This window comes from Kordiimonas marina (assembly GCF_023006325.1).
GTDB lineage: Bacteria > Pseudomonadota > Alphaproteobacteria > Sphingomonadales > Kordiimonadaceae > Kordiimonas > Kordiimonas marina.
The window spans coordinates 463,032-487,590 of the sequence record NZ_JAINDF010000001.1; the positions used below are offsets into that span (position 1 = coordinate 463,032).

The 24,559-nt window shown below is 61.6% G+C and carries 17 protein-coding genes and 1 tRNA gene; 8 read left to right on the plus strand and 10 right to left on the minus strand.

Going from position 1 to position 24,559, the window contains the following annotated elements:
* Positions 1-6: 6 nt before the first annotated feature.
* Positions 7-2,445, minus strand: a complete 2,439-nt coding sequence (locus tag K6118_RS02080; protein WP_247118553.1) for a glycogen/starch/alpha-glucan phosphorylase — start codon at positions 2,443-2,445, stop codon at positions 7-9.
* 203 nt (positions 2,446-2,648) lie between these two features.
* On the opposite strand from K6118_RS02080, the gene glgC reads away from it, so the two are divergent.
* The 4 genes from glgC to K6118_RS02100 are packed head-to-tail and all read left to right on the plus strand — an operon-like array spanning position 2,649 to position 11,221.
* Entirely contained in the window at positions 2,649-3,878 is a 1,230-nt protein-coding gene (glgC, locus tag K6118_RS02085; protein ID WP_247118751.1) for a glucose-1-phosphate adenylyltransferase, read from the plus strand.
* The gene (gene glgA, locus K6118_RS02090; protein WP_247118554.1) at positions 3,878-5,341 is read left to right on the plus strand and encodes a glycogen synthase GlgA; all 1,464 of its coding nucleotides are present in this window, start codon (positions 3,878-3,880) and stop codon (positions 5,339-5,341) included. Before glgC ends, glgA begins: the two co-directional genes overlap by 1 nt.
* A gap of 14 nt (positions 5,342-5,355) precedes the next feature.
* Entirely contained in the window at positions 5,356-9,567 is a 4,212-nt protein-coding gene (gene glgX / locus K6118_RS02095; protein WP_247118555.1) for a glycogen debranching protein GlgX, read from the plus strand.
* A gap of 22 nt (positions 9,568-9,589) precedes the next feature.
* Positions 9,590-11,221 carry an alpha-D-glucose phosphate-specific phosphoglucomutase gene (locus K6118_RS02100; protein WP_247118556.1) on the plus strand — a complete coding sequence of 544 codons (1,632 nt, stop codon included), beginning with the start codon at positions 9,590-9,592 and terminating at the stop codon, positions 11,219-11,221.
* A gap of 6 nt (positions 11,222-11,227) precedes the next feature.
* Here the strand turns inward: K6118_RS02100 and K6118_RS02105 are convergent, their stop codons facing one another.
* Complete coding sequence (locus K6118_RS02105) at positions 11,228-11,611, minus strand: hypothetical protein (protein ID WP_247118557.1); 384 nt, start codon at positions 11,609-11,611, stop codon at positions 11,228-11,230.
* Between the two features lie 160 nt (positions 11,612-11,771).
* Positions 11,772-12,314, minus strand: coding sequence for a cupin domain-containing protein (locus K6118_RS02110; RefSeq protein WP_247118558.1), 543 nt, complete (start codon positions 12,312-12,314; stop codon positions 11,772-11,774).
* Between the two features lie 156 nt (positions 12,315-12,470).
* Here K6118_RS02110 and aptA point away from each other — a divergent pair, with 156 nt between their 5' ends.
* Positions 12,471-13,799, plus strand: coding sequence for an omega-aminotransferase AptA (aptA, locus tag K6118_RS02115; RefSeq protein WP_247118559.1), 1,329 nt, complete (start codon positions 12,471-12,473; stop codon positions 13,797-13,799).
* A 245-nt stretch (positions 13,800-14,044) separates the two neighbouring features.
* Complete coding sequence (locus K6118_RS02120) at positions 14,045-14,938, plus strand: SMP-30/gluconolactonase/LRE family protein (protein ID WP_247118560.1); 894 nt, start codon at positions 14,045-14,047, stop codon at positions 14,936-14,938.
* Between the two features lie 30 nt (positions 14,939-14,968).
* On the opposite strand, the gene K6118_RS02125 is transcribed toward K6118_RS02120, so the two are convergent.
* On the minus strand, positions 14,969-15,559 hold the full coding sequence (locus K6118_RS02125) for a Tll0287-like domain-containing protein (RefSeq protein ID WP_247118561.1): 591 nt from the start codon (positions 15,557-15,559) through the stop codon (positions 14,969-14,971).
* Positions 15,560-15,910: 351 nt separating this feature from the next.
* Between K6118_RS02125 and K6118_RS02130 the strand changes: the two genes are divergently transcribed.
* Complete coding sequence (locus K6118_RS02130) at positions 15,911-18,001, plus strand: M3 family metallopeptidase (protein ID WP_343269898.1); 2,091 nt, start codon at positions 15,911-15,913, stop codon at positions 17,999-18,001.
* Positions 18,002-18,148: 147 nt separating this feature from the next.
* Here K6118_RS02130 and K6118_RS02135 read toward each other — a convergent pair whose 3' ends face one another.
* The 6 genes from K6118_RS02135 to K6118_RS02160 all read right to left on the minus strand — a co-directional run bounded on the left by K6118_RS02135 (position 18,149) and on the right by K6118_RS02160 (position 23,342).
* Positions 18,149-19,150: a molybdate ABC transporter substrate-binding protein gene (locus tag K6118_RS02135; RefSeq protein WP_247118563.1), complete on the minus strand. Its 1,002-nt coding sequence runs from the start codon at positions 19,148-19,150 to the stop codon at positions 18,149-18,151.
* Positions 19,140-19,928: a thiosulfate dehydrogenase gene (gene tetH, locus K6118_RS02140; protein WP_343269872.1), complete on the minus strand. Its 789-nt coding sequence runs from the start codon at positions 19,926-19,928 to the stop codon at positions 19,140-19,142. The genes K6118_RS02135 and tetH overlap by 11 nt, the downstream gene beginning before the upstream one ends.
* A gap of 59 nt (positions 19,929-19,987) precedes the next feature.
* The gene (locus K6118_RS02145) at positions 19,988-21,034 is read right to left on the minus strand and encodes a c-type cytochrome (RefSeq protein WP_247118565.1); all 1,047 of its coding nucleotides are present in this window, start codon (positions 21,032-21,034) and stop codon (positions 19,988-19,990) included.
* A 276-nt stretch (positions 21,035-21,310) separates the two neighbouring features.
* Positions 21,311-21,400: transfer RNA gene (locus K6118_RS02150), tRNA-Ser, on the minus strand.
* 81 nt (positions 21,401-21,481) lie between these two features.
* Positions 21,482-21,916: a thiol-disulfide oxidoreductase DCC family protein gene (locus tag K6118_RS02155; RefSeq protein ID WP_247118566.1), complete on the minus strand. Its 435-nt coding sequence runs from the start codon at positions 21,914-21,916 to the stop codon at positions 21,482-21,484.
* Positions 21,888-23,342 (minus strand): HTTM domain-containing protein, encoded by a 1,455-nt coding sequence (locus K6118_RS02160; RefSeq protein WP_247118567.1) that lies wholly within the window; start codon positions 23,340-23,342, stop codon positions 21,888-21,890. The genes K6118_RS02155 and K6118_RS02160 overlap by 29 nt, the downstream gene beginning before the upstream one ends.
* A 212-nt stretch (positions 23,343-23,554) precedes the next feature.
* Here K6118_RS02160 and K6118_RS02165 point away from each other — a divergent pair, with 212 nt between their 5' ends.
* Entirely contained in the window at positions 23,555-24,514 is a 960-nt protein-coding gene (locus tag K6118_RS02165; protein ID WP_247118568.1) for an NAD(P)H-dependent flavin oxidoreductase, read from the plus strand.
* Positions 24,515-24,559: the final 45 nt, after the last annotated feature.

Below are 24,559 nucleotides of genomic sequence, written 5' to 3' on the forward strand. Positions count from 1 at the left end.
CGAATATTATGGCAGCGCGTTCCAGATATCCTTGGCATAGCCGCGGATCGTCCGGTCGGCAGAGAACCAGCCCATGTTGGCGGTGTTGAGAACGGCCTTCCGCTGCCAGACATTCTGGTCCCGGAAATCCTTGTCGATCCAGCGCTGGGTGCTCCAGTAGCTGTCGAAATCCGGGGCCACCAGGAAATAGTCATGCGCAAGGACATTATCGACAATGCCTGCGAAGCGCTCGGTATCCCCATGAGAGAAGAAACCGGAGGAGATTTGCGTCACCACATCCTGCAGGCGCGGGGTTTCACCGACGCGCACCCAGGGCTGGTAGCCGCCGGACTGAAGCTGCGCCACTTCTTCCGCCTCCATGCCGAAGATATAGATATTATCCTCACCGACATGCTCGAGAATTTCAACGTTGGCGCCATCAAGCGTGCCGATGGTGAGCGCGCCGTTGAGTGCAAACTTCATGTTGCCGGTGCCCGAAGCCTCGAACCCGGCCGTGGAAATCTGCTCGGAAAGGTCCGCCGCCGGGATGATGATCTCGGCTGAGGACACATTATAGTTGGGCAGGAACACGACCTTGAGCATGTCGCCGAGCGCGCTGTCGTTATTGATCTTGTCCGCCACATCATTGATGAGCTTGATGATCAGCTTGGCAAGCGTATAGCTGGGCGCGGCTTTACCCGCGAATATCTTCACACGCGGCTGCCATTCGCCGTTCGGGTTGGCTTTCATCGCATTATAGAGCGCCATGGTCTCAAGGATATTGAGAAGCTGGCGCTTATATTCATGGATACGCTTGATCTGGATATCGAAAAGCGCGGTCGGGTCCAACTTCACGCCGAGCTGTTCCTGAACATAGACCGACAGCCGCTCCTTGTTGTCGGCCTTGACGCGCCGGAACCGTTCCCGGAAGGCGGCATCCTCGGCATAAGGCTCCAGCGCCTTCAACTGTTCGAGGTCCGCGACCCAACCATCGCCGATGGTTTCGGTGATCAGGCCTGAAAGCCGGGGGTTACATTCGAGAAGCCAGCGCCTGGGTGTGATGCCGTTGGTCTGGTTGAGGATGCGGTCCGGGTAAACCGTGTGCAGGTCCTTGAACACGGTCTTTTTCATCAACTCGGTATGAAGCGCCGACACGCCATTCACGTGGGACGAACCGATGAAGGCCAGGTTGCCCATGCGCACGAACCCACCATAGTGCGGGTCGATCGCACGGACAACGTTCGGGTCAATGCCCTTGCCCGCCGCGAGCACTTCGGCGGTGGCGATATCATCAATCGCCCGGATAATCTGCATATGCCGGGGCAGGCAGCGCTCGAACAGTTCAAGCGGCCAGCGTTCCAGCGCTTCCGGCAGCAGCGTATGGTTGGTGTAATGGAGACAGGCACGGGCGACATCGAAAGCCTTGCGGAAGTCCATGCCGTGAACATCTTCCAGAAGCCGCACCAGTTCCGGCACTGCAATCGCCGGGTGGGTGTCATTGAGCTGGATCGCCACATGGTCGCCCAGCTTTTCCAGATTTTCGTGGTTGAGCAGGAAGCGGTGGACGATGTCCTGCAAAGACGCCGAGGTGAAGAAAACCTCCTGCTTCAGGCGGAGCTCCCGGCCTTCCGGCGTATGGTCACCCGGATACAGCACCTTGGTGATCGATTCCGCGACAATCTGCTGGCGCGCGGCGGCGACAAAGTCCCCCTGGTTGAACTGGCTGAGGTTCAATACCTCCGCAGGCCGCGCTGACCATAGGCGCAGTGTGTTCACATGCTGGCCCTTCCAACCGGCGATCGGCGTATCGAAGGCCGCCGCCATGATCCGCTCGCTCGGGTTCCAGACCGGTTTGCCGTTCGCGTCCGAGGAGACATAGCCGCCGAAATTGACCGGGTGGACCACTTCGGTGCGCTCGAACTCCCAGGCGTTGCCGCCGACGAGCCAGTCTTCCGGCTCCTCCAGTTGCCAGCCATCCTGGAAACTTTGGCGGAAGATGCCATGTTCGTAGCGGATGCCGTAGCCGATGCCCGCCACCCCCACGGTCGCCATCGAATCCATGAAACAGGCGGCAAGACGCCCAAGGCCACCGTTGCCTAGCGCCGGATCGGGTTCCGACGTCAGCACCTCACCAAGATCGAGCCCACGTTCGTCGAAGAAAGCGCGGGCTTCTTCCGTGAGTTCCATGTTGCTGAGCGCGTCTTCGAGGAGACGCCCGATCATGAATTCCATCGACAGGTAATAAACCCGTTTCTGGCCGCTTTTATAAATCCGCCGGGTCGTTGTCATCCAGCCGTCGACCATGCGGTCGCGGATGGCCAGCGACAAAGCAACGCACCAGTCCCGCGTCACCGCATGGGCCTGGTCCTTGCCAACGGAATAGACGAGGTGCCGGACAATCATGTCGCCGAGGGAAGGCGGGCGACGGCGTTCCTTTTGTCCTGTTTCAATCGGTAAAGTTGTCATATAAAATCAGCCTTGGCGCGCTATAAACCGAATCACAGGGTATAGTAACGGATAACAATCGATTGCAACTAACCCAATTATCCTTATCATTTGTTATTCAATTTATCACCGTTGTGAAACATTATTGCAACGCGTATCACACCCAGAAATAGGGGAGCCCTCACGTGCCTCGATACAGTTCTCAGCCGCTTGCCCGACACACCATGGCATATGTGCTTGCAGGGGGGCGTGGCAGCCGCCTTATGGAACTGACCGACCGCCGCGCCAAGCCGGCGGTCTATTTCGGCGGCAAGAGCCGGATCATCGATTTCGCGCTGTCGAACGCCGTCAATTCCGGTATCCGCCGCATCGGGGTCGCGACCCAATATAAGGCCCACAGCCTGATCCGCCACCTGCAGCGCGGCTGGAACTTCTTCCGCGCCGAACGGAACGAAAGCTTCGACATTCTGCCCGCCTCCCAAAGGGTTTCGGAAACCCAGTGGTATGAAGGCACGGCGGACGCGGTTTACCAGAATATCGACATCATCGAGGCCTATGCGCCCAAATATATGGTCATCCTCGCGGGCGACCATATCTACAAGATGGACTATGAAATGATGCTGGAGGAGCACGTCAACTCCGGCGCGGACGTCACCATCGGCTGCCTTGAGGTCTCAAAGGAAGAAGCCACCGGCTTCGGCGTCATGCATGTGGATGAGAAGGACGTCATCACCGACTTTCTGGAAAAACCGGCCAACCCGCCGACCATCCCCGGCAAGCCCAATGTATGCCTGGCCTCCATGGGCATCTATGTCTTCAACACCGAGGTGCTGATCGACCAGTTGAAGCGCGACGCCGCCGACCCGAATTCGAAGCGCGACTTCGGCCACAATATCATCCCGCACATGGTGAAAAACGGTAAGGCGGTCGCGCACCGCTACACCAAATCCTGCATCCGCTCGATCGCGGGCAAGGAAGCCTACTGGCGCGATGTCGGCACGGTGGACGCCTATTGGGAAGCCAACCTCGACCTCACCTCGATCGAACCGGCCCTCAACCTTTATGACAATGAATGGCCGCTCTGGACCTATGCCGAGATCACCGCGCCCGCCAAGTTCGTGCATGACGTGGAAGGCCGGCGTGGCACCGGCATCAACTCGCTTGTCTCCGGCGGCTGTATCGTGTCGGGCTCGCGCATCGAACGCTCGCTCCTGTTCACCGGCGTGCATTCCCACTCCTACAGTTCCATGCGCAACGCCGTGATCCTGCCCTATGTCAACATTGGGCGTGGCGCGCGGCTGAAGGACGTGGTGATCGACCGCGGGGTCAGCATCCCGGCCGGCCTTGTGGTCGGAGAGGACCCGGAGGAGGATGCCCGCCGCTTCCGCCGCACCGAGCGCGGCGTGTGCCTGATCACCCAACCGATGATCGACAAGCTGACGGAGGGTGCCTGATGGCTGACGCATCGGAACAGCTCAGCCTGCTGTTCGTCGCCTCCGAATGTTACCCGCTCATCAAGACCGGCGGGCTCGCGGACGTGATCGGCGCACTGCCGCTCGCGCTTATGAAGGCTGGTGTCAACGCCCGTGTCCTCCTGCCTGGGTTCCCGGCGGTGATGAAAGGGCTCAAGAAGCCTGTGGTCGCGGCGGTCATCCCGGACCTGTTCGGCGGCCCGGCCCAGATTTTCCGCGGCAAGGCGGCAACCGGGCTCGATGTCATCGTGCTGGATGCCCCACATCTCTATAACATCAGCGGCAATCCTTATATGGACGGCGCGAAGGAACGCACGGACAATGACATCCGCTTCGCCGCGCTCGCCTTTGTGGGCTCGGAAATCGCGCGGGGCAACCTGCTGGGCTGGCACCCGGATATCGTCCATGCGCATGACTGGCAGGCGGGCCTTGTCGCGGCCTATCTCGCCGCAGTGGGCGGCCCGCGACCGCGGCTTGTCTTCACCATCCATAACCTGGCCTTCCAGGGCCTGTTCCCGGCGGATCGGCTGGCAAAGCTCGGCCTGCCGCAGGCAATGTTCCAACAGGAAGGGTTGGAATATTGGGGGCAGATCAACTTCCTCAAGGCTGGTGTGGTCTATAGCGACCGGGTCACCACCGTGAGCCCAACCTACGCCCGCGAAATTCAGACCGAAGCGCAGGGCATGGGCCTGCACGGCCTCCTCCGGCGCCGCTCGGATGTGGTTTCGGGCATCGTCAACGGCATCGATGACACGGTCTGGAACCCGGAAAGCGACTCTGACATTCCCGCGCCCTATTCCGTGCGCTCGGTGAAGGGCAAGGCCAAGTGCAAGGCGGCGCTTCAAGCGCGACTCGGGCTGGAGGTGAAAGCCGACGCCCCGCTTTTCTGTGTCGTCAGCCGGCTGACCACGCAAAAGGGCATCGACCTGATCCTGAGCCTGATCCCGGATATCGTGCGCCAGGGCGGGCAACTGGCCGTTCTCGGCTCCGGCGATGAAGCCTTCGAGCATGGCTTCGAGATGGCCGCGAAGGACCATCCCGGTCGGGTCGCCACCTTCATCGGTTACGACGAACCCCTCGCCCACAGCCTGCAGGCCGGGGCCGATTTCATCCTAGTGCCGTCGCGGTTCGAACCGTGTGGGCTGACCCAGCTGTGCGGCCTGCGCTACGGCACCGTGCCCATCGTCGCCCGCGTCGGCGGGCTAGCCGACACCATTATCGACGCCAACGAAGCGGCGCTGGATGCAGGCGTCGCCACCGGTATCCAGTTCGCACCGGTTAGCGCGGAGGCCTTCAGCTTCGCGCTTGAGCGCGCATTCGAGATTTACGAAGACGCCCCCGCCTTCGCCCGTGTGCAGCGCGCGGCGATGAAACAGGATGTCAGTTGGACTGCCCCCGCCGGGCATTATATGCAGCTCTATCACGGCCTGATGGCTGCGGACTGACGGGGGACGGCGGCGTGGCGGACAGCTTCAACATCCTGCCCGGCACCGACGGCGCGCCCGGCGCTCACACGGAGGCAGAGGGCACCCATTTCCGGCTGTTTTCTGCCCATGCCGACAAGGTCGAGTTGTGCCTGTTCAGCCCCGACGGCAAGACGGAACTTCAGCGCCTGCCGCTCCCGGACCAGACGGGCGGCCTATGGCACGGCTTCGTACCGGGGCTTAAGGCAGGTCAGCTTTATGGCTACCGGGTCCACGGCCCCTACGCCCCCACCGAAGGCCACCGCTTCAACGCCCATAAACTGCTGCTGGACCCCTACGCCCGCGCGCTTCATGGCGATTTCGTCTTCAATGACGCCCTGTTCGGCTATGACCGCGCGGACGCCCGCGCCGACCTCAGCTTCGATGGCCGTGACAGCGCGCCCTTCATGCCCAAATGCGTGGTCACCGACCCGGACGCGCCCTATGGCGGCGCGCCTGCCCCGCATATCCGCGCGCAGGACACCATCCTCTATGAAGCCCATGTGCGTGGTCTGACCATGCGTCATGACGGTGTGCCCAAGAAGCTGCGCGGCACAGTCGCGGGGCTCGCGGCGCCCAAAATGCTCGACCATCTCACCAAGCTTGGCGCCACCAGCATTGAGCTGTTGCCGGTGATGCAGGCCTTCCCGGAACCCCGGCTGACCGAGATGGGGCTCACGAACTATTGGGGCTATAACACCATCGGTTTCTTCGTGCCCGACGCCCGGCTGATGGGCGGGGAGGCCGCGCTCAGCTTCCGGGACATGGTCTCCGCCTACCATAAGGCCGGGCTCGAGGTGATCCTCGACGTGGTCTATAACCACACCGCCGAAAGCTGGGAGCTGGGGCCGACGCTCAGCTTCCGCGGCATCGATAACATGAGCTATTACCGGCTGCAGGATGACGCCCGCTTCTACAAGAACGAAACCGGCTGCGGCAACAGCCTGAACCTTGCGCACCCGCGCGTCCTCGCCCTGGTGATGGACAGCCTGCGCTACTGGGTTACGGTCATGGGCGTGGACGGCTTCCGTTTCGACCTCGCCACCACGCTCGCCCGCAATCCGGATGACTATGAACCCCACGCGGGTTTCCTCGCCGCGATCCAGCAGGACCCGGTGCTCATGGGGGTGAAGCTGATCGCCGAACCGTGGGACATAGGCCCCGGCGGTTACCGCCTCGGCCAGTTCCCGCCGCGCTTCGGCGAATGGAATGACCGCTACCGCGATACCGTCCGCCGTTTCTGGCGCGGCGACCAGCACCAGTTGCCGGACCTCGGCGCGCGCCTGATGGGTTCCGCCGACCTGTTCGACCATGGCGGACGTGCGGCCTCCAGCTCGGTCAATTTCATCACCAGCCATGACGGCTTCACGCTTGAGGACACAGTCGCCTACGCCCACAAGCATAATGACGCCAACGGCGAGCAGAACCGCGACGGCCACAGCGAGAATTATAGCGCCAACCTCGGCCACGAAGGACCGACGGACGACGCCAACATAGTGGCGGCGCGCGGTCTTCGGAAACGGGCCCTCCTCGCCACGCTCATGGTCAGTCAGGGCACGCCGATGCTGCTGGCGGGGGATGAGATCGGCCACAGCCAGCAGGGCAACAACAACGCCTACTGTCAGGACAATGACATCACCTGGCTTGATTGGGCAGCTGCAGATGAAGACCTGACCGCTTTCACCCGCGCGCTGATCGCCTTCCGGAAAGCGCACCCGGTGCTCAGCCGCCCCAAATTCCTGCACGGCGCCGAGGTTTCCAGCCTTGGCGTGCAGGATGTCTCCTGGGTCGGGCCGGACGGCCGCGCGATGGCAGGCCACGCCTGGCAGGACCCGGACAATCATGTCATCGGCCTCCTGCTCTGCGGTCAGGCAGGCGACTACCGCACCCAGAACGGCACGCCGGAACGCGACGAGACCCTACTGATCGTCTTCAACGCGGGCAAGAAAGCCGTAAGCTTCACCCTGCCCGACCTGCCCGCCGCGGAGGCCTGGCGGCAATGCCTCGACACCGCCACCGCGGACTTCACCGTCGGCGCGCCCATCGCGGCAGGCGCTGCCCACAAGGTCGCCGCGCAAAGCGTCGGCATCTTCACCTGCACTTACGAGGATGGCGGCTCGGTCGAGCAGCAGGAACTGCTCATGAAGCTTGCGAGCCTCTACGGCATCGAACCCGGCTATTTCAGCTTCGAAGGCCAGTATCACAGCATGAGCCACGCCAGCAGGCAGGCGCTGTTGGCCGCCCTCGGCGTGCCTGTCACGGATGAGGCCGCGCTTCAGGCCCACCTCGATGCCCGCGAAGCCGCCGCCCACGCGCCCCTGCCCGCCACGCTGGTCGCCCGCGCGGGCGAGAAAAGCCTGCCGGTCAAACTGCAGGATGGCACCGATGTTCACTGGACGATCACGCTGGAAGGCGGCAGCAAGGCCGAAGGCCATGGCACGGTCGAAGGCGGCACGCTGAGGCTCGACCTGCCCGACACGCCCGGCTATCACCGACTGACGCTGGGCGACCATAGCGCCGCGCTCATCATCGCGCCCCGGTGCGCGCTGGACGCCGACACCCGGCATTGGGGCATCACCGCGCCGCTGTATGGCCTGACCTCAAACCGCAACTGGGGCGTGGGCGACTTTGCCGACCTTGCCGTGCTGGCCGAACAGGCGGCAGCACAGGGCGCGGCCTTCATCGGCCTCAACCCAGTCCATGCGCTGTTCCCGTCCACCGCCGCGCTCTACAGCCCCTATTCGCCCTCAAGCCGCAAGTTCCTGAACGTGCTGCATATCGCCCCGGACATGATCCCCGAGCTGACAGACAGCGCCGAAGGCCAAGCCTTTCTTGCGGCGATGGGACAGGACGACCGCCTGCGGGGGGCCCGTGACGCCGAGTTCGTCGACTATGCCGCCGCCCTCACCCTCAAGCGCGAAGCGTTCGAGAAAGCCTTCAGCCTGTTCCCGGCGAGCAAGGGCCGGAAAGCCGCTTTCAGCGCCTTCGTGAAAGCGGGCGGCACGGCGCTATACCGCCATGCGCTCTATGAAGCTTTAGCCGAACATTTCGGCGCCAAGGATGCGGCCGCCACCCACGACTGGCAGGCGTGGCCCGCGGACTATCAGGACTGCACCTCCGAAGCGGTCGCCGCCTTCGCCAAGAAGGATAAGGCTCGCATTGATTTTTACCTCTACCTCCAGTGGCTGGCGGCCGAACAACTGGCCGCGGCACAGGCCCGGGCGAAAGCCGCGGGCATGGCGATCGGGCTCTATCTCGACCTCGCGGTCGGGACAGTGCCCGGCGGTAGCGAAACCTGGGCCGAGCCGGATGCGGTGATCCGCGGTGTCGGCCTTGGTGCGCCTGGGGACACCGCCAACCCGGACGGCCAGAACTGGAACCTCGCACCCTTCAACCCGGATGCGCTCAAGCGGACCGCCTACGCGCCGTTCGCCGAAATGCTGCGGGCGTCGATGAGTGTGGGCGGCATGGTGCGGGTCGACCATATCCTCGGCATCAACCGGAGCTTCCTGTGCCCCGCAGCGGCGGGTATCCCCGGCGGCTATGTCCGCTTCCCGAAAGACGACCTTCTCGGCGTGATCGCGCTGGAATCGCACCGGACCGGCGCGCTGGTGATCGGCGAAGACCTCGGCACCGTGCCTGAAGGCTTCCGCGATACCCTTAAGGCAAGCGGCCTGATGGGCTGCCGCATCGCCTTTTTCGAACGCCGTCAGGATGGGCCGCTCAAACGCGCGCAGGAGTATGACGCGGCGTCACTGGCGTCGCTCACCAACCATGACCTGCCAACCGTGCGCGGCTTCTGGCAGGGTGAGGATTTCAAATGGCGGGAAGCGCTGGGGATCGGTGCCGACCCCGAAAAGCTGGCCCATGACAAAGCCGCCCGCGCGCGCGACCGGCATGATCTGCTCATGCTCCTGAAGGACGAAGGCCTGCTGCCGGATGGGCTCAATCCGGATCATTCGCCGGAGGAGATGAGCGAGCCGCTCGCGACCGCGCTCCATGCCTTCCTCGCGCGCACGGCCTCCCGCCTTGTCGCGGTGCAGTTGGAGGACATTCTGGACCTCGTGGGCCAGCCCAACGTGCCCGGCACCACGGACGAACAGCCGAACTGGCGGCGCAAGCTGCCGGTTACAGTCGACGATATTTTTGCGGGCTCTGCTCGCACCCCGCTTATCGATGCCATAAACAGGGAACGCCCGCCCCGCTGAGGCGCCCGAACGGAGACAGATAATGAGTGTTCAAACGGTCAAGACCACCCCATTCACCGACCAGAAGCCCGGCACCTCGGGCCTCAGGAAGAAGGTGAAGGTGTTCCAGGGCCAGCATTATCTGGAGAATTTTGTTCAGTCGATCTTCACGGCCATCGGCGGCGGCCACGGCAAGACGCTGGTGCTGGGCGGCGACGGCCGTTTCTATAACCCGCAAGCGGTCCAGACCATCCTCAAGATGGCGGCCGCGAATGGCGTCAGCCGCGTGCTTGTCGGCCGGAACGGGCTTCTGTCCACCCCTGCGGCGTCGGCGGTGATCCGTAAATATGAAACCTCGGGCGGGATTATCCTTTCGGCGAGCCATAACCCGGCAGGGCCGGACGAGGATTTCGGCATCAAATATAATATCGGAAACGGCGGCCCGGCGCCCGAACGCATCACCAGCGCCATTTTCGAAGAAAGCAAAAAAATCAGCGACTACAGCATCCTGGACTGGCCGGACATTGACCTTGATAGGTTGGGCGGCCAGATGGTGGGCGACATGTCGGTCGATATCATCGACCCGGTTGCCGACTATCAGGTGCTGATGGAAAGCCTGTTCGACTTTGGCAAAATCCGGGCGCTGTTCCAGTCCGGATTCACGCTCCGCTTCGACGCCATGAGCGCGGCCACCGGGCCTTATGCCAAGGCGATCCTTGAAGGCGCGCTGGGTGCCGCACCCGGCACGGTGGTCAACGGCGACCCGCTGGAGGATTTCGGCGGCCACCACCCGGACCCGAACCCGGTGCACGCCAAGGCCCTGTTCGACCTGATGTATGGCGAAGATGCCCCGGACATGGGCGCAGCCTCGGACGGCGACGGCGACCGCAACATCATCCTCGGGCGCGGGCTTTATGTCGCGCCGTCAGACAGCTTGGCAGCACTCGCCGCCAACGCCCATCTGGCCCCCGGCTATAAGGATGGCCTCAAAGGCATTGCCCGGTCGATGCCAACCAGCCGCGCCGCCGACCGGGTCGCGGAAGCGCTCGGCATCCCCTCGTTCGAGACCCCGACCGGCTGGAAGTTTTTCGGCAACCTCCTCGACGCGGATATGGCGACCCTCTGCGGCGAGGAAAGCGCGGGCACGGGCTCAAACCACGTGCGCGAGAAGGACGGGCTGTGGGCGGTGCTCCTGTGGCTCAACATCATCGCCGAACGCAAGCAATCCATCCCCGAAATCATGGCCGAGCACTGGCACACATATGGCCGCAACTATTATTCCCGTCATGACTATGAAGCGCTGGAGGTGGCCCCTGCGAACGCGTTGATGGACGCCCTGAGGGGCAAGCTGTCCTCGCTCGTGGGTCAAACCTTCCATGGCGAAACAGTCGCCAGCGCCGATGACTTTGCTTATACCGACCCGGTTGACGGGTCGGTCAGCACTGGGCAGGGCCTGCGGGTGGCGTTTGAAAGCGGCTCGCGCTTCGTGATCCGGCTTTCGGGCACCGGCACCGTGGGCGCCACGCTCCGGGTCTATCTGGAACGCTATGAGCCCAAAGGCGGCGATATGGGCATGGATACGCAAGACGCGCTTGCCACCATCATCACCATCGCCGATGAGGTTGCGGAGATATCGGCGCGCACCGGACGGGACGCGCCGACTGTTATTTCCTGATAGGTATCAGGCCTCTTTCGGCTCAGCAGTGAGCCCGAACAGGATCACCACAAACACCGCCATCGACAGGATGGTCAGAAGCGAGCCGATAATGGCGGGTACGTCGCTACCACTGCCCTGCAGGAAGATGAAAAGCCCCACCGTGATGATCCAGAGCCCGACATGCGCCAGGACCGCGTGCAGCTTCATCAGCATGGTCACCGGCCGGTCCTTGAAGACCGTATAAACCAGGCCGTAAATCATCACCGATACCCAGCCGAGAAGGTTCACGTGAGCGTGGACAGGCGCCAGCGTATAGTCCGCCTTTGCCGCCATGTGGATCCCGAGCGCCATACCAAACAGGGCATAGATGCCACCCAACCGCAGATGCAGTTTTGCCAGTTTTGTCATTGTTGTAGTTCTCCCCCTTTGAGATGGAAAAACGCTAATCTCAAGTTGAGAAACGGTCAATCGATATCCGCAATGCGAGAAAGAGCGCTCGGGCGGCGGCTCAAAAGCGCGCTCGTGCACTCTGGTGCCAGCATTTCAGGAGACAGTTGCAGCCACACCGTCAGAAAGGCGGCGTGCAGGCGGTGACCAGCTCACATTCCTCCGGTCCCGGGTTCTTGAACCGGTGCGGGGTCGTGCTGGGGAAGTGATAGGCTTCGCCGGGGCCGAGCGTGCGGATCTGATCGCCGACCTGTACCTCCAGCCGCCCACGGAGGACGATCCCGGCTTCCTCGCCTTCATGGACCAGCGCCTTCGGCCCGGTCGTGGCACCCGCGGGGTAAATCTCCCTGAGGAACTGAAGCTGGCGGCCGTTGGTGCTGGCGCCCAGCTGCATATATTCGATCTTGCCGGTGCCAACATTGACGAAGTCCTCGGCGCGGTAGAAGACCTTCTGGGTGCGGTTCTCCCGCTCCTCGAAAAACTCGGTCACGGTGACGCCGAGGCCTTCGAGGATTTTGAGCGTGAGCGAAAAGGACGGGTCGCTGTGCCCGCCCTCGATCTGCGAGATGGTGCCGTTCGAAACCCCGACCTTGCGAGCAAGCTCGCGCTGCGAAATGCCGAACTTCTCACGGGTGAGTCGCAACCGTTCTCCGAGGTCTTCCATGGGGCACCTGTTCTTTCCGTTTAATATTTTAAACAATCTATGTGGCATTCCGCCATTTTTCAACGCGAAAAGCCATGCGATAAAACGCCTTGATCGCCCAATGGAAGGCGATTTAAGCATGAAGCCAACCTATTAACGACGCACTTGAGGTGTTCAATGTCGGAAACGAACAAACGCAACGACGACCTGGCAGCCTTCTGGATGCCTTTCACGCCCAACCGGGCATTCAAACAGGCCCCGCGCCTGTTCGAGCGCGCTGAAGGCTACCATTTCTACACCACCGACGGCCGCGCCGTGTTGGACGGCTTCTCCGGCCTCTGGTGTTCGAACCTGGGCCACAGCCACCCGAAGATCGTGGAAGCGATCCAGATGCAGGCCGCGACACTCGATTACGCGCCGTCCTTCAACTTCGGCCACCCGAAGTCGTTCGAGCTGGCCAATGTGGTCGCCGACCAGTTCCCGGGTGAGCTTAATCATGTCTTCTTCACCAACTCGGGCTCGGAATCGGTCGATACCGCGCTCAAGATGGCGATCGCTTACCACCGCGTCCGCGGCGAAGGCACCCGCACGCGCCTGATCGGCCGGGTGCAGGGCTATCACGGCGTCGGCTTCGGCGGCATCTCGGTGGGCGGCATGGTCAACAACCGCAAATTCTTCGGCAGCCTGCTGCCGGGCGTGGACCATATGTCCCTGCCCTATGACCCGGAAACCCACGCCTACAGCCGTGGCCTGACCGACATGGATGTGGAACGCTACCGCAAGGAACTGGAAGGCATCATCGCGCTGCATGACGCCTCCACCATCGCGGCGGTCATCATCGAACCGTTCGCGGGCTCGGCCGGTGCGTTCATCCCGCCGAAGGGCTATGTGGAGATGGTGCGTGAAGTCACCGCCAAACACGGCATCCTGATGATCTTCGATGAGGTTATCACCGGCTTCGGCCGCCTGGGGGCCCCGAACGCGGCCACCTATTTCGGCATCGAGCCCGATATCATCACCACCGCGAAGGCGATCAACAACGCCGCCGTACCGATGGGCGCCGTGATCGCACAGAAAAAGATCTACGACACCTTCATCGAAGGCACGAAGGCGGGCGTGGAATTCTTCCACGGCTATACCTACAGCGCGCACCCGCTGGCGGTCGCCGCGGGCCTCGCCACGCAGCAGATCATCAAGGACGAAGGCGTCTATGCCCACGTGGCGGCGCTCGCGCCTTACTTCGAGGACGCGGTCCACAGCCTGAAGGGCGAACCGCATGTGACGGACATCCGCAACCTCGGCCTCGCCTGTGGCCTCACGGTCACCACCAAGGACGGCGTGCCCGGCGCGCGCGCGGCCGCCGTGGTCCAGAAGGCCTATGACATGGGCGCGGTGATCCGCAACAACGGCGACACGCTGGCGATCGCGCCGATCCTGACCATGAACGAAGGCCATATCGACCAGATTGTCGATATCGTCCGTGAAGCCCTGAGGGCGACTGACTAATCCCGCCATTCCCTCCCGGGAAGATGAAAGCCCCGCCGGCTGCCTTTGATGGGCAAAGCTGCCAGCGGGGCTTCATTTCTTTTTTGCCGCCGGGCTCGCAGCCATTTTCGTCCGGCAACAACAGCAATAGATACGCCCCGCGTCTCGGATATCGACTTTTCCACGCGCGGCTTTAATCTATGCGCGCTCGCCGTGACAGTCATCCTCATGGCGCTATATGCTACCTGGTGGTAAGGAGGGGACGCATGGAGCCGATTTCGATCATCAAAGCCGACAATAGGCTCGGTGAAGGCATCACCTGGGACGACGGGACCGGCGCCCTGTGGTGGACCGATATCGAAGAGAAGAAGCTCTACCGCATGGACTGGGAAAGCCAGGGCATCCGGACCTTTGACACGCCGGAGCGGGTTGGTTCCTTCGGACTCACGGATGTGCCCGGCTGCCTTGTGACGGCGTTTGAGACCGGCTTCGCGCTCTACTGGCCCGAAAGTGGCGAGGTCCTGTGGTTTGGCCGGCCCGCAGAACACACCCCCGGTGTGCGCTTCAATGACGGCCGGGTCGACCCGCAGGGCCGCTTCTGGTCCGGCACCATGGTCGAAACCGCGGGCCAGGGCCTCAAGGGGGCGCTGTACCGGCTTTCGGCCGACGGCACCACCGACAAGGTCGAAGACGGCGTTGTCATCTCCAACGGCCTGAGCTGGAGCCCGGACGGCGCCACCCTGTATTTCGCCGACAGCCCCCGGCAGAAGATTTACGCCTACGACTATGATGTCGCTTCAGGCACGACAAGCAACCGGCGTGTCTTCGCGTCCCTGACAGGGGACGCCTACCCGGACGGCGCCTGCATGGACGCTGAAGGCGGGCTTTGGAGTGCGACCTGGGCATCCCACACCGTGCGGCGTTACCTGCCTGACGGTAGCCTGGACCGCATGATCACCCTCCCCGTCAGCCAGCCAAGCTGTACGACGTTAGGAGGGCCCGGCCTGAACCTCCTGTTCGTGACCTCCGCAAAACAGGGGCTTTCGGATGATGTACTTAAAGGCGAACCGCTGGCTGGCAGCGTCTTTGTCTATGACGTTGGCGTTCGGGGCTTGCCAGAACCCCGCTTCCCTGCACGCCGCCATATAAATCAAAAATAGGACGCCGCGCTGAAGCCTGAGCGGCCTGCGTCAGTCCTGAGCTGGCTTTTCTTCAAGCGGAATCGTAACGGTGAAGGCGCCGCGAATGTCGCCCGCCCTGAAGCCGACCGCTTTGTCCTCAGGATAGAGCGCCTTGATGGTTTTATAGAGCTTGGGGTTCACGGCCGCGCCGTGGCAGACCGTACACAGCCCCTGCGTGGGGATCGCCTTCATGAAGCGATAGGTCTGTCCCTTCACAAGCGCAGCCTCAAGCATCGCGATAGGGTCGCCGTTCGCCCGCTTGTGCTCAAAATCCTCAAGGACGGATTTTTCCCACATGTCGGGCGCATTGTTGGGGTTCCTGAGCTTCAGGCTGGTCCGCCCGATCCGGAGCCCCTTCTCATGGGCTAATGCCTCCGCAATCCCCGGCGCCTTTTCATTGCAGACGGTTACCGCAGCCGCAGGCCCACCTTTCGCCATCGCCTTCATCAGTTCTGACTTGAGCGATTTCTGAAAAACCTGGATGGCATCCAGTGCCCGTGCCCTGTCCTGCGCCACCGTTTCATCGGACGGCGCCGCTGAGGCGGCTGGCATCAGCCCCAGCCAGAGGATGCAACCTGACAGTAACGGGGTCATCTTCATGTGTTTTTCCTTCTGCTTGCCAGAACAACTCTCAGAACCCCACTGAAAACCGCGTCTGCAGTATAAGGTTGCCTCTCCTTTTCGCAAAGCGGAATGGCCCTCGCACCAACGCCCCACACTAAAGTTTAAACCATCCTCCCGGGCCGCTTTTCTGCGACGAACGGTTCACCGATTTGTCCTTGAAGACTGCGCCAACCGGGTGGTAGCGTGCTGCCGCGCACTACCATCTGCCCGCCCTGCATCCCAAAAGCAGCCCCCCGGGCACGATCGGTTACACAACACCAATAATATGGGGAGAATAGAATGAGGCGCATCAAGTGGCTCGGAACTGTTGCATTTGTAACTTGTGCAATGGGAACCGCCAGCGTCGCCCACGCGGCAACTCAGGCAATGGCGGACAATCCGTTCGCGAAGGAAAGCACCCTACCGTACCAGGCACCGCCCTTCAACATGATCAAGGACAGCGATTACCAGCCCGCTTTCATCGAAGGCATGAAGCTGCATATCGCCGAGATCGACAAAATCGCCAACAACCCGGCTGCGCCGACCTTCGACAACACCATCGTCGCGATGGAAAAGTCCGGCCGGATGCTGGACCGGGTCTCCGAAGCCTTCTTTGGCGTCGTGCAGGCCAACACCGACGATACGCTCGACAAGGTTCAGGCGGCTGTCTCGCCGAAGCTGTCGCAGCACCAGGATGCCATCTTCCTGAACGACAAGCTCTTCAAGCGCGTGCAGACGCTTTATAACGAGCGCGCCAAGCTGGGCCTCGATTCCGAGCAGGCCATGCTGCTGAAGATCTATTACCAGCAGTTCGTCCGCGCCGGTGCGCTTCTGTCCCCGTCGGACAAAGCCAAGCTGCGCGAGATGAACACCAAGCTTTCCAAGCTTGAGACCAGCTTCAGCCAGAAGCTGATCGCCGCCGCGAAAGACGGTGCGCTGGTCGTGGATAATGAGAAGGCGCTCGCCGGTCTCGACAAGGGCACCATCGCTGCCGCAGCCGCCGACGCGAAAGCGCGTGGGCTGGACGGCAAATGGATTCTGCCCTTGCAGAACACCACCCAGCAGCCGGCCCTGCAATCGCTTTCCGACCGCGAGACCCGCGAGGCGCTGTTCAAGAAGAGCTGGAGCCGCGCCGAGCTCGGTGACGCCAACGACACCCGCGACACCATCGAGCAAATCGCCCACATCCGCGCCCAGAAGGCACAGCTGCTCGGCTTCCCGAACTGGGCTGCCTACAAGCTCGAAGACCAGATGGTGAAAACGCCGAAGGTCGCGGAAGACTTCATCGCCAAGCTTGTCGGCCCGACCACCAAGGCAGAGAAGCGCGAAGCCGCCGAGATCCAGAAGGAAATCACCGCCAGCGGCAAGAACTTCAAGATGAAGCCGTATGACTGGAACTATTACTCCGAGAAGATCCGCAAGGCGAAATACGACCTGGATGAATCCCAGATCAAACCGTATTTCGAGCTGCACACCGTGCTGGAAAAAGGTGTCTTCTATGCCGCCAACCAGCTGTATGGCCTGACTTTCAAGAAACGCACGGACATCCCGGTCTACCAGCCGGACGTGATGGTCTATGAAGTGTTCGACAAGGACGGCTCCAAGCTCGGCCTGATGTATTTCGACTATTACAAGCGCGACAACAAATCCGGCGGCGCCTGGATGTCCAACTTTGTCGGCCAGTCGAAACTTCTTGGCACCAAGCCGGTGATCTATAACGTCGCCAACTTCACCAAGCCTGCGGCGGGCCAGCCCGCGCTCATCAGCTTCGATGACGTGACCACCATGTTCCATGAATTCGGCCACGCCCTGCATGGCCTGTTCGCGGACCAGATGTACCCGACCCTTTCGGGCACCAACACGGCGCGTGACTTTGTCGAATTCCCGTCCCAGTTCAACGAACACTGGGCGCTAGATGACAAGGTGCTGGCGAACTATGCCATCAACTATAAAACCGGGGAGAAAATCCCGGCCGCGCTGGTTGAGAAGATCAAGAAAGCCTCCAAGTTCAACCAGGGTTATGCGCTGGGTGAACTGGTTGCCGCCGCGAAGCTTGACCTCGCCTGGCATTCGCTGCCCGCAAGCGCACCGAAGCAGGACGTAGACACGTTCGAAGCCAAGACGCTGGCGTCTATGGGACTCGACACCAAAGACGTGCCGCCGCGCTACCGCTCCAGCTATTTCCTGCATATCTGGGCCAACGGCTATTCGGCAGGCTATTACGCCTACCTCTGGACCCAGATGCTGGAAAATGACGCCTATGCCTGGATGAAGGAACATGGCGGCCTGACCCGTGCGAACGGCCAGCGCTTCCGCGACATGATCCTGTCGCGCGGTCATACCGAAGACTATGACACCATGTTCAAGGCCTTCTACGGCAAAGAGCCGGACGTCGGCCCGATGCTCGAGGACCGCGGCTTCATCAAAGCCAAGAACTAAAAACAAAAGCGCGGACCCCACGGTCCGCGCTTTCTTCTTAAAAAAACAGCTCCCAAGGCGCGATGTCTTGGGAGCTGTCTTATTCTGAGCGGCTTACGGGCGGGCCCATGAGCAACGGGCTGCCGTAGGGAGGGCCGCTCAGTCCTGTCAGGACTTCTTGTAAGGCTTGAAGCCGTAGCGCTCGAAGATCTCAAGCCCTTTGGGCGAGCGGATGAAATCGAGCCAGGCCTTGCCTGCTTCCGGGTGCGCGGCACCCTTGACGATTGCCCCGGCGTAGATGGCCGTGGTGTTGTCCTTTGCCGGAATGTCGACATGGCTGATCGGGTGACCGATCGATTCCTGGAACTTGGCTTCCGATTGCCACGTCACACCGCCCTGGACACGCCCTTCAAGGAGGAAAAGCGGCGTCTGCCGGTGGTGGACATGGGTCATGGTCGTCGCCCCAGACGCAACCTTGGTCTCATAGACGGCGGTATTGAGCGCTTCGCCACCGGCCTTCTTGAGCGACTTCTGGATCTGCCGACCGATGCCTTCGAACTTCGGGTTCGGCATGGCGATCCGCAGCTCCGGCTTCGCCAGATCGGCGAGGCTGGTGATATGGCCCGGGTTACCCTTCGGCACCATGATCGTCAGGTTATTGGTGACATAAGGCACCACAGGGGCAACGACGAGCCCTTCCTTGAGCACCCGGTTGACACCAGCAAGACCGGCCAGGAACACGTCCGGCTTGATCGTCCAGGTCATGTTGCCGCTGGTGACCTTGCCACCCTGGCGGATCTGCTCAGCAAGCAGCCCCGGCGGGATGGTCTCCCAGTAGATGCGGCCTTTATACTCAGGATGCTCGACCTCGAACTCCTTGACGAGCCACGCCATGGCGAAGAAATAGTTCCCGCCGACGAACAGCACGAGCTTCGGATCGGTCAGGTCACCATGGAAGTCCGCGAGCACGTCGATTTTAGGGATGGTGAACTCAACACCGCGATGGACGGCATCATTGTTCGCGCCATTCTGCCAGGGCGGATAGATTTCATCACCGGGCAGGTTGGTGCCGGCCGCCGAGGCAGCACCGCCGGTGAGGGCGGCGGCGCCAAGGGCCGCGATCATCATCGCCGAACGGAAGCGGCGACGCTGTGTCAGCTTAACGAGCATAACGGAACCCCGCATTCTCCAGCTCGACCAGGGTCGCAACAGCACCCGGGATCAGAACAACGTCCTTGATCAGGTGGTTGGTCAGGTCGGCCGCGATTTCATCAACCGAGAGCTTGTCAGGGTTAAAGCCCTTCGCATGCAGCTTCCGGGCCTGTTCCCAAACCGCGTTGTGGCACGACATGAACACGGCACCGCGACGCATCAGCGCCGGGATCGAGATGTTTTCCGGCGAATAGACACCAGCCGGGTTCTGATAGTCGGCAGGATTGGCCGACGCGCCCTTCTTATCGAGGATCAGCTCGTTCTTGGCGGGCTTGCCACCGACCATTTTCGCCAGGCTGTATTTGTCCCAGATCATCTGATCATAGAGCGCATAGTTGGCGGAACCGTGGGTTGCCGAGACGATCAGGAAGTCGGCATGGCCAAACGAATAGACCTGGGCGTTCAGCGAGTTGCGCATCACGTTGAGCCAGGAGCCGTGGATGTCGGTGTTGTCCCAGCACTGTTTGGAGACCGACTTATAAGCCAGAACTTCCTTGAGCGCCGCATCATCCCACTGGTCGGGATGATCGAGGATCATCGGCACCGTTTTGAAATCACGGCGACGGGGGGCGGCCGCGAGCCGTTTTGTGAAGTCGGCAAGCGTCTTGGCGCCAGCCGGCAGGGTATCCCCGGCTTTCGCCGCTTTCGAGGCAATCCCAGACGCACCAGCGGCCCCCACCGCGAGTGCAAGACCCAATGTCTGCAAAGCAGTCCTTCTATCAGTATTCATTGTCATTTTCCCTTTTCCCTCTGTTGCAGTTTTTCAATTTCCGAATGGTATTGGCAGCGTGCGCCTTACTTCTTTGCTTGTTGCTTCAGCTTCTTGATTTCCGCCCGAATAGGAGCGTACGGCCCGTATTTGTGCTGCTTCTCACTAAAATGGTCGGCATAGGGGCCGAAGGCAGAGTCGATCTTCTTCTCCAGCCTGTTCGGGAAGTCGCGCTCAATATGAGCCTTGTGCGGCCGCGGCTGGGAGTCGATGTAAGCTGCAACGTCCCAGGCATCCTCCACCGACAGGGCGGGCTCATCATACGTGGTGCCGAACGGCATGTTCGAATGGATGAAGTTCGCAGCGGTGATCAACCGGTTCATACCGGCGCCGTCGTTATAGCTATCCGGACCCCAGAGCGGCGGGAACTGATAGCCCTGGCCGTCACCGACCTCGCCAACCCGCTGGCCCTGACCGTCAGCACCATGGCAGGCGGCACAGATGTTGTTATATACTTCATGGCCCTTAACCGGGTCTGCGGCGCGGGTGAGCTCAGGCATCTTTCCAGAGCCCTTCCCGACACGGGGGGCACCGATCGCTTGGCCGGTCGACAGGAATTTCAAATAGGAGACGATCGAGACCAGCTCCCGGCTTTTCGCCGGAAGCGGCTTGCCGTTCATGCTGCGCTGCATGCAGCCCTGGACCCGGTCCTCCATGGTGCCGACGCTGCCGGAGCGTTTCCGGTAGCTGGGGAAGTCAGCATAAACACCGACATAGGGGTTGCCGAATTTCTGGGTCCCTGCCTGCAGGTGGCAGTTCTGGCAATTCAGGTTATTGCCGGAGAAGCGGTGAGACGGGTCCTTGACTTCCGGGCCGATCAAGCTGGCGGTGTGTTCGATCAGATCGCGGCCATAGCGCACCGTCCGGCCCCATTCATTATCCGGCAGGCTATCGATGTCCGGCGGGTTCCATGCCGTCGCCTCAGGTGCAGAATCAGCACGGGCGGCAGTGAACGATCCTGTCGCCAGGAAGGTTGCGGCGGCCGCGCCAAGAAAGAGCACGGCAAGAAGGGGAGGTCGGGCGGCACGAACCAGTGACCGGGCCCGGTTGGCAATCGGGGTCGTCTCGAGCATCTTCTCAGTTCCTGTATATATATGTCCCTAAGCTATGATAGGCATTAGCCGACATATTGGTCTAATCTATAGATTAGAACGAACTGATCACAATATTAGAACGAACTTCCCCACCCTTATATCATGGTAGCACCAGGTTGTGCCGTCTAAATCCATAGTAGGATAATATTGTCCTTCAGGCTGACACCAATGCCGTGACCCCGAAGCTTGGCAAACGGCCAATACCGCAAGCCCGCGGTCCGCGCGAGCTTACTGTGTAGTTCATAGGAAGGGAAATGGCGGAGAGTGAGGGATTCGAACCCTCGGTACGCTTGCGCGCACAACGGTTTTCGAGACCGCCCCGTTCGACCGCTCCGGCAACTCTCCGCACGAAAGGCTGATCCCCGTTTAGCTGTGTGCCTCAGGGGGTAGCGGCGGCGCGCAACCTAGCCCAACAGTTTGCCGCTTTCAAGCTTTAAGATCGAGAAATCTGTCCCGCACTGATTTATCCGGCATCTGGCACGTCTCCGTGCGGCCGAAAAGCCGATAACGGTTCTTTGCAACAAGGCCGTAAACCCAGTCCCTCAGCGGTTTCGGCACAATCAGGAATACCGCCATCATGGGCCACGGAAAGGAGAGCCGCGCCAGGATACGAAGCGCGGCGGACGAGCGGTCATAGAGCCTGCCATCCAGGATGAGATAAAAGGTATCGCCCTCCCACACCTTGCCGAAGCGCATAAGAGCTTGCGCCGCATAGTCCGACTGTACGGACGCGAAACGGAACAGCGCGCGCCGGTCCCGTTTCAGGATAAAGCGCACCATGCCGTTACACAGGTTGCAGACGCCGTCATAGAGCATCAGCGGGGCAGCATCCTCAGCCTTCGTCATCGTCTGCTCCGTCATGATCCGTGTTTCTGTCCGGCGTGTCGCCCTCGCCCTCATCCGGGGCGCCGCGCGCACCTTCAGGCAGCGGCAATATCCATTCATCCGGCGACAGGAACGTCCGCGGCTCAGCGGCGAGGTCCAGCGCCGGGTCTACATAGCGGTGGTAAGGCCTGCCGTTCAGGGACACATAGCTTTCCGCGAACACCTGCGGGTGCTGAATGCCGTGATCTTCCCGGAAGCGGCGCGCCAGATAGTGGGCGAACTGCAGCATCATGCTCGGCCGCGTGCTCATGGTCACGGCCTGGCGCCGGGTCAGGTAATCGCTGAGCGTGATGGGATAGCGTGTACCCGTCGCCGGGTCCCGCACCGTGAACCGGATGCGGCCTTCCTTATCCCGGAGCTTCATGCGCCACGCGAAACGATGGCCCTGCTCGTTCCAGGCCGGGTTGCCCGGGTACAGGTAAGGCCTGATCGGCAACAGCGCCTGGCTGATGACCCAGAAGAGCACGAAGGCTGTCACCCTTCGCTTCGGGGTGAAGCTGGGGACGTCCGCGCCCGTGCGCCCGAAGCCCCGAAGCTTGAGCCGCGCCGCCACCTGCCGCGGCCAGTCCGCGCCGAAGAACAGCAGCGTGCCCGCGATGGTCATCCAGGGAAAGATGCCGATCTGCCAGAACAGATGGTTCAGCATATGGAAGGTGGCATAGACCGCGAACACATAAAGCCGGGTGCGCCTGACCAGCAGGAGCGGCGCCCCGATGAGATGGAGCGCCACCACGCCCCAGGCGGCTGTGACGGCGATCTCCGGGCTTTTCAGTAGCTCCGCAATCTCATGCGGGAAGCGCCAGGCGACACCCGTGAGCCAGTCCCCCAGCGGCTTACCCGCCAGCCAATCGGCATTCAGCTTCACGAGCCCCGCCCAGATGAGCATGATCTCCATCTGCGCCCGCGCGGTATAAAGCGCCCAGGCCGGGATATGATCGCGGCGCTTCACCCGGCCGAGGAGCCGGTCCAGCGACCAAACCTGATTGGCCGGTGAGACCGCGAGCACGAAGGCGAGCAGGATGGTGAAATAGAAATGGTTGAGATACTGGGCTTTATCGAGGAGGAAGATATAGCTGAAGGTGACGAACACACCCCAGGCCGCCAGCCGGTAATAAAGCCCGACCAGCATCAGGAAGGCGAAGATACCCAGAAGCCGGAACACCCAGAACATGCCCTGCGCGCCGAAGGGTTTCACCCAGCCAAACCCGAGGTAGGAGAAGAAAAACTGCGGCTCGATATATTTGGTCTCGATCCAGTGATGGCCGACATAGCGGCCGACCTCCACCATCAGGATAAGCCCGAACAGGATGCGGAAGGCGGCGAGCGAAGCGCCATCCACCGGCGCAAACAGCCGCGCGCTTAGCCGCGCCATCAGACTGCTTTTCACCGCATTTTCCTGCATTTGGCTCCTCCCCGCTTAGGGGTAGCATAAGGGGAGAAGTGCAATCAGGAAAGAGACCTTGACCCCCTCGCATCGCCAGATACTGGACCCATCAGTCCAAATTTCTGGACGAAGGCGTTTCGCACGCTATGTTGCATGGAAAGGCTTGGTCTTCGCCCGAAGGGAGGGGAAGGCAGGCAAAAAGGTCAATCCAGCAGGAAGAGGCAACATTCATGGCGCTGCCGAAAGTTTTTGAGCATCTGCGTATCCCGGTGATCGGGTCGCCGCTTTTCATCATCTCGAACCCGGACCTGGTGATCGCCCAGTGTAAAGCCGGGGTCGTCGGGTCGTTCCCGGCTTTGAATGCCCGCCCGATTGAGGTTCTTGAGGAATGGCTCAAGCGCATCACCGAGGAACTGGACGCCTATAACCAGAAAAACCCGGATAAGCCCGCAGCGCCGTTCGCCGTGAACCAGATCGTGCACAAGTCGAACGCGCGCCTGATGCAGGATGTGGAACTGTGCGTGAAATACAAGGTGCCGGTGATGATCACCTCCTTGGGGGCCGTGCCGGAAGTGAACGCCGCCGCGCATAGCTACGGCGGTGTGGTGATGCATGACATCATCAACAACCGTTTCGCCAAGAAAGCGATCGAAAAGGGCGCTGACGGCCTGATCGCCGTCGCAGCCGGGGCTGGCGGCCACGCCGGCACGTTGTCGCCCTTCGCGCTTATCCAGGAAATCCGCGAATGGTTTGATGGCCCGCTCGCGCTCTCCGGCTCCATCGCCAACGGCCGCTCGGTGCTCGCCGCCCAGGCCATGGGCGCGGACTTCGCCTATATCGGCTCCGCCTTCATCGCCACCGAAGAAGCCAACGCCGACGCCCGCTACAAGCAGGCCATCGTCGACGGCCATGCGGACGATATCGTCTATTCGAACCTGTTCACCGGCATCCACGGCAACTATCTGGCGCCGTCGATCGAAGCCGCGGGCCTCGACCCAAAAAACCTGCCGGAAAGCGACCCGTCGAAAATGAATTTCGGCTCGGGCGGCAACCAGGACAAGAAAGCCTGGAAAGACATCTGGGGCTGCGGCCAGGGCATCGGTGCGGTCACAGACGTGCTACCCGCGGCCGGGCTCGTCGACCGCCTGGCGGACGAATATTTCGACGCCAAGAAAAAGCTCTGCGCCTAAACGCAGCTTTAACCAATGTATGAAACGGGTGGCCGATCAGGGCCG

Coding starts and splice junctions, on each gene's coding strand:
- K6118_RS02080 (WP_247118553.1), bottom strand. CDS start 2,445: ATGACAACTTTACCGATTGAAACAGGACAAAAGGAACGCCGTCGCCCG.
- glgC (WP_247118751.1), top strand. CDS start 2,649: ATGGCATATGTGCTTGCAGGGGGGCGTGGCAGCCGCCTTATGGAACTG.
- glgA (WP_247118554.1), top strand. CDS start 3,878: ATGGCTGACGCATCGGAACAGCTCAGCCTGCTGTTCGTCGCCTCCGAA.
- K6118_RS02100 (WP_247118556.1), top strand. CDS start 9,590: ATGAGTGTTCAAACGGTCAAGACCACCCCATTCACCGACCAGAAGCCC.
- K6118_RS02105 (WP_247118557.1), bottom strand. CDS start 11,611: ATGACAAAACTGGCAAAACTGCATCTGCGGTTGGGTGGCATCTATGCC.
- K6118_RS02110 (WP_247118558.1), bottom strand. CDS start 12,314: ATGGAAGACCTCGGAGAACGGTTGCGACTCACCCGTGAGAAGTTCGGC.
- aptA (WP_247118559.1), top strand. CDS start 12,471: ATGTCGGAAACGAACAAACGCAACGACGACCTGGCAGCCTTCTGGATG.
- K6118_RS02120 (WP_247118560.1), top strand. CDS start 14,045: ATGGAGCCGATTTCGATCATCAAAGCCGACAATAGGCTCGGTGAAGGC.
- K6118_RS02125 (WP_247118561.1), bottom strand. CDS start 15,559: ATGAAGATGACCCCGTTACTGTCAGGTTGCATCCTCTGGCTGGGGCTG.
- K6118_RS02130 (WP_343269898.1), top strand. CDS start 15,911: ATGGGAACCGCCAGCGTCGCCCACGCGGCAACTCAGGCAATGGCGGAC.
- K6118_RS02135 (WP_247118563.1), bottom strand. CDS start 19,150: ATGCTCGTTAAGCTGACACAGCGTCGCCGCTTCCGTTCGGCGATGATG.
- tetH (WP_343269872.1), bottom strand. CDS start 19,928: ATGACAATGAATACTGATAGAAGGACTGCTTTGCAGACATTGGGTCTT.
- K6118_RS02145 (WP_247118565.1), bottom strand. CDS start 21,034: ATGCTCGAGACGACCCCGATTGCCAACCGGGCCCGGTCACTGGTTCGT.
- K6118_RS02155 (WP_247118566.1), bottom strand. CDS start 21,916: ATGACGGAGCAGACGATGACGAAGGCTGAGGATGCTGCCCCGCTGATG.
- K6118_RS02160 (WP_247118567.1), bottom strand. CDS start 23,342: ATGCAGGAAAATGCGGTGAAAAGCAGTCTGATGGCGCGGCTAAGCGCG.
- K6118_RS02165 (WP_247118568.1), top strand. CDS start 23,555: ATGGCGCTGCCGAAAGTTTTTGAGCATCTGCGTATCCCGGTGATCGGG.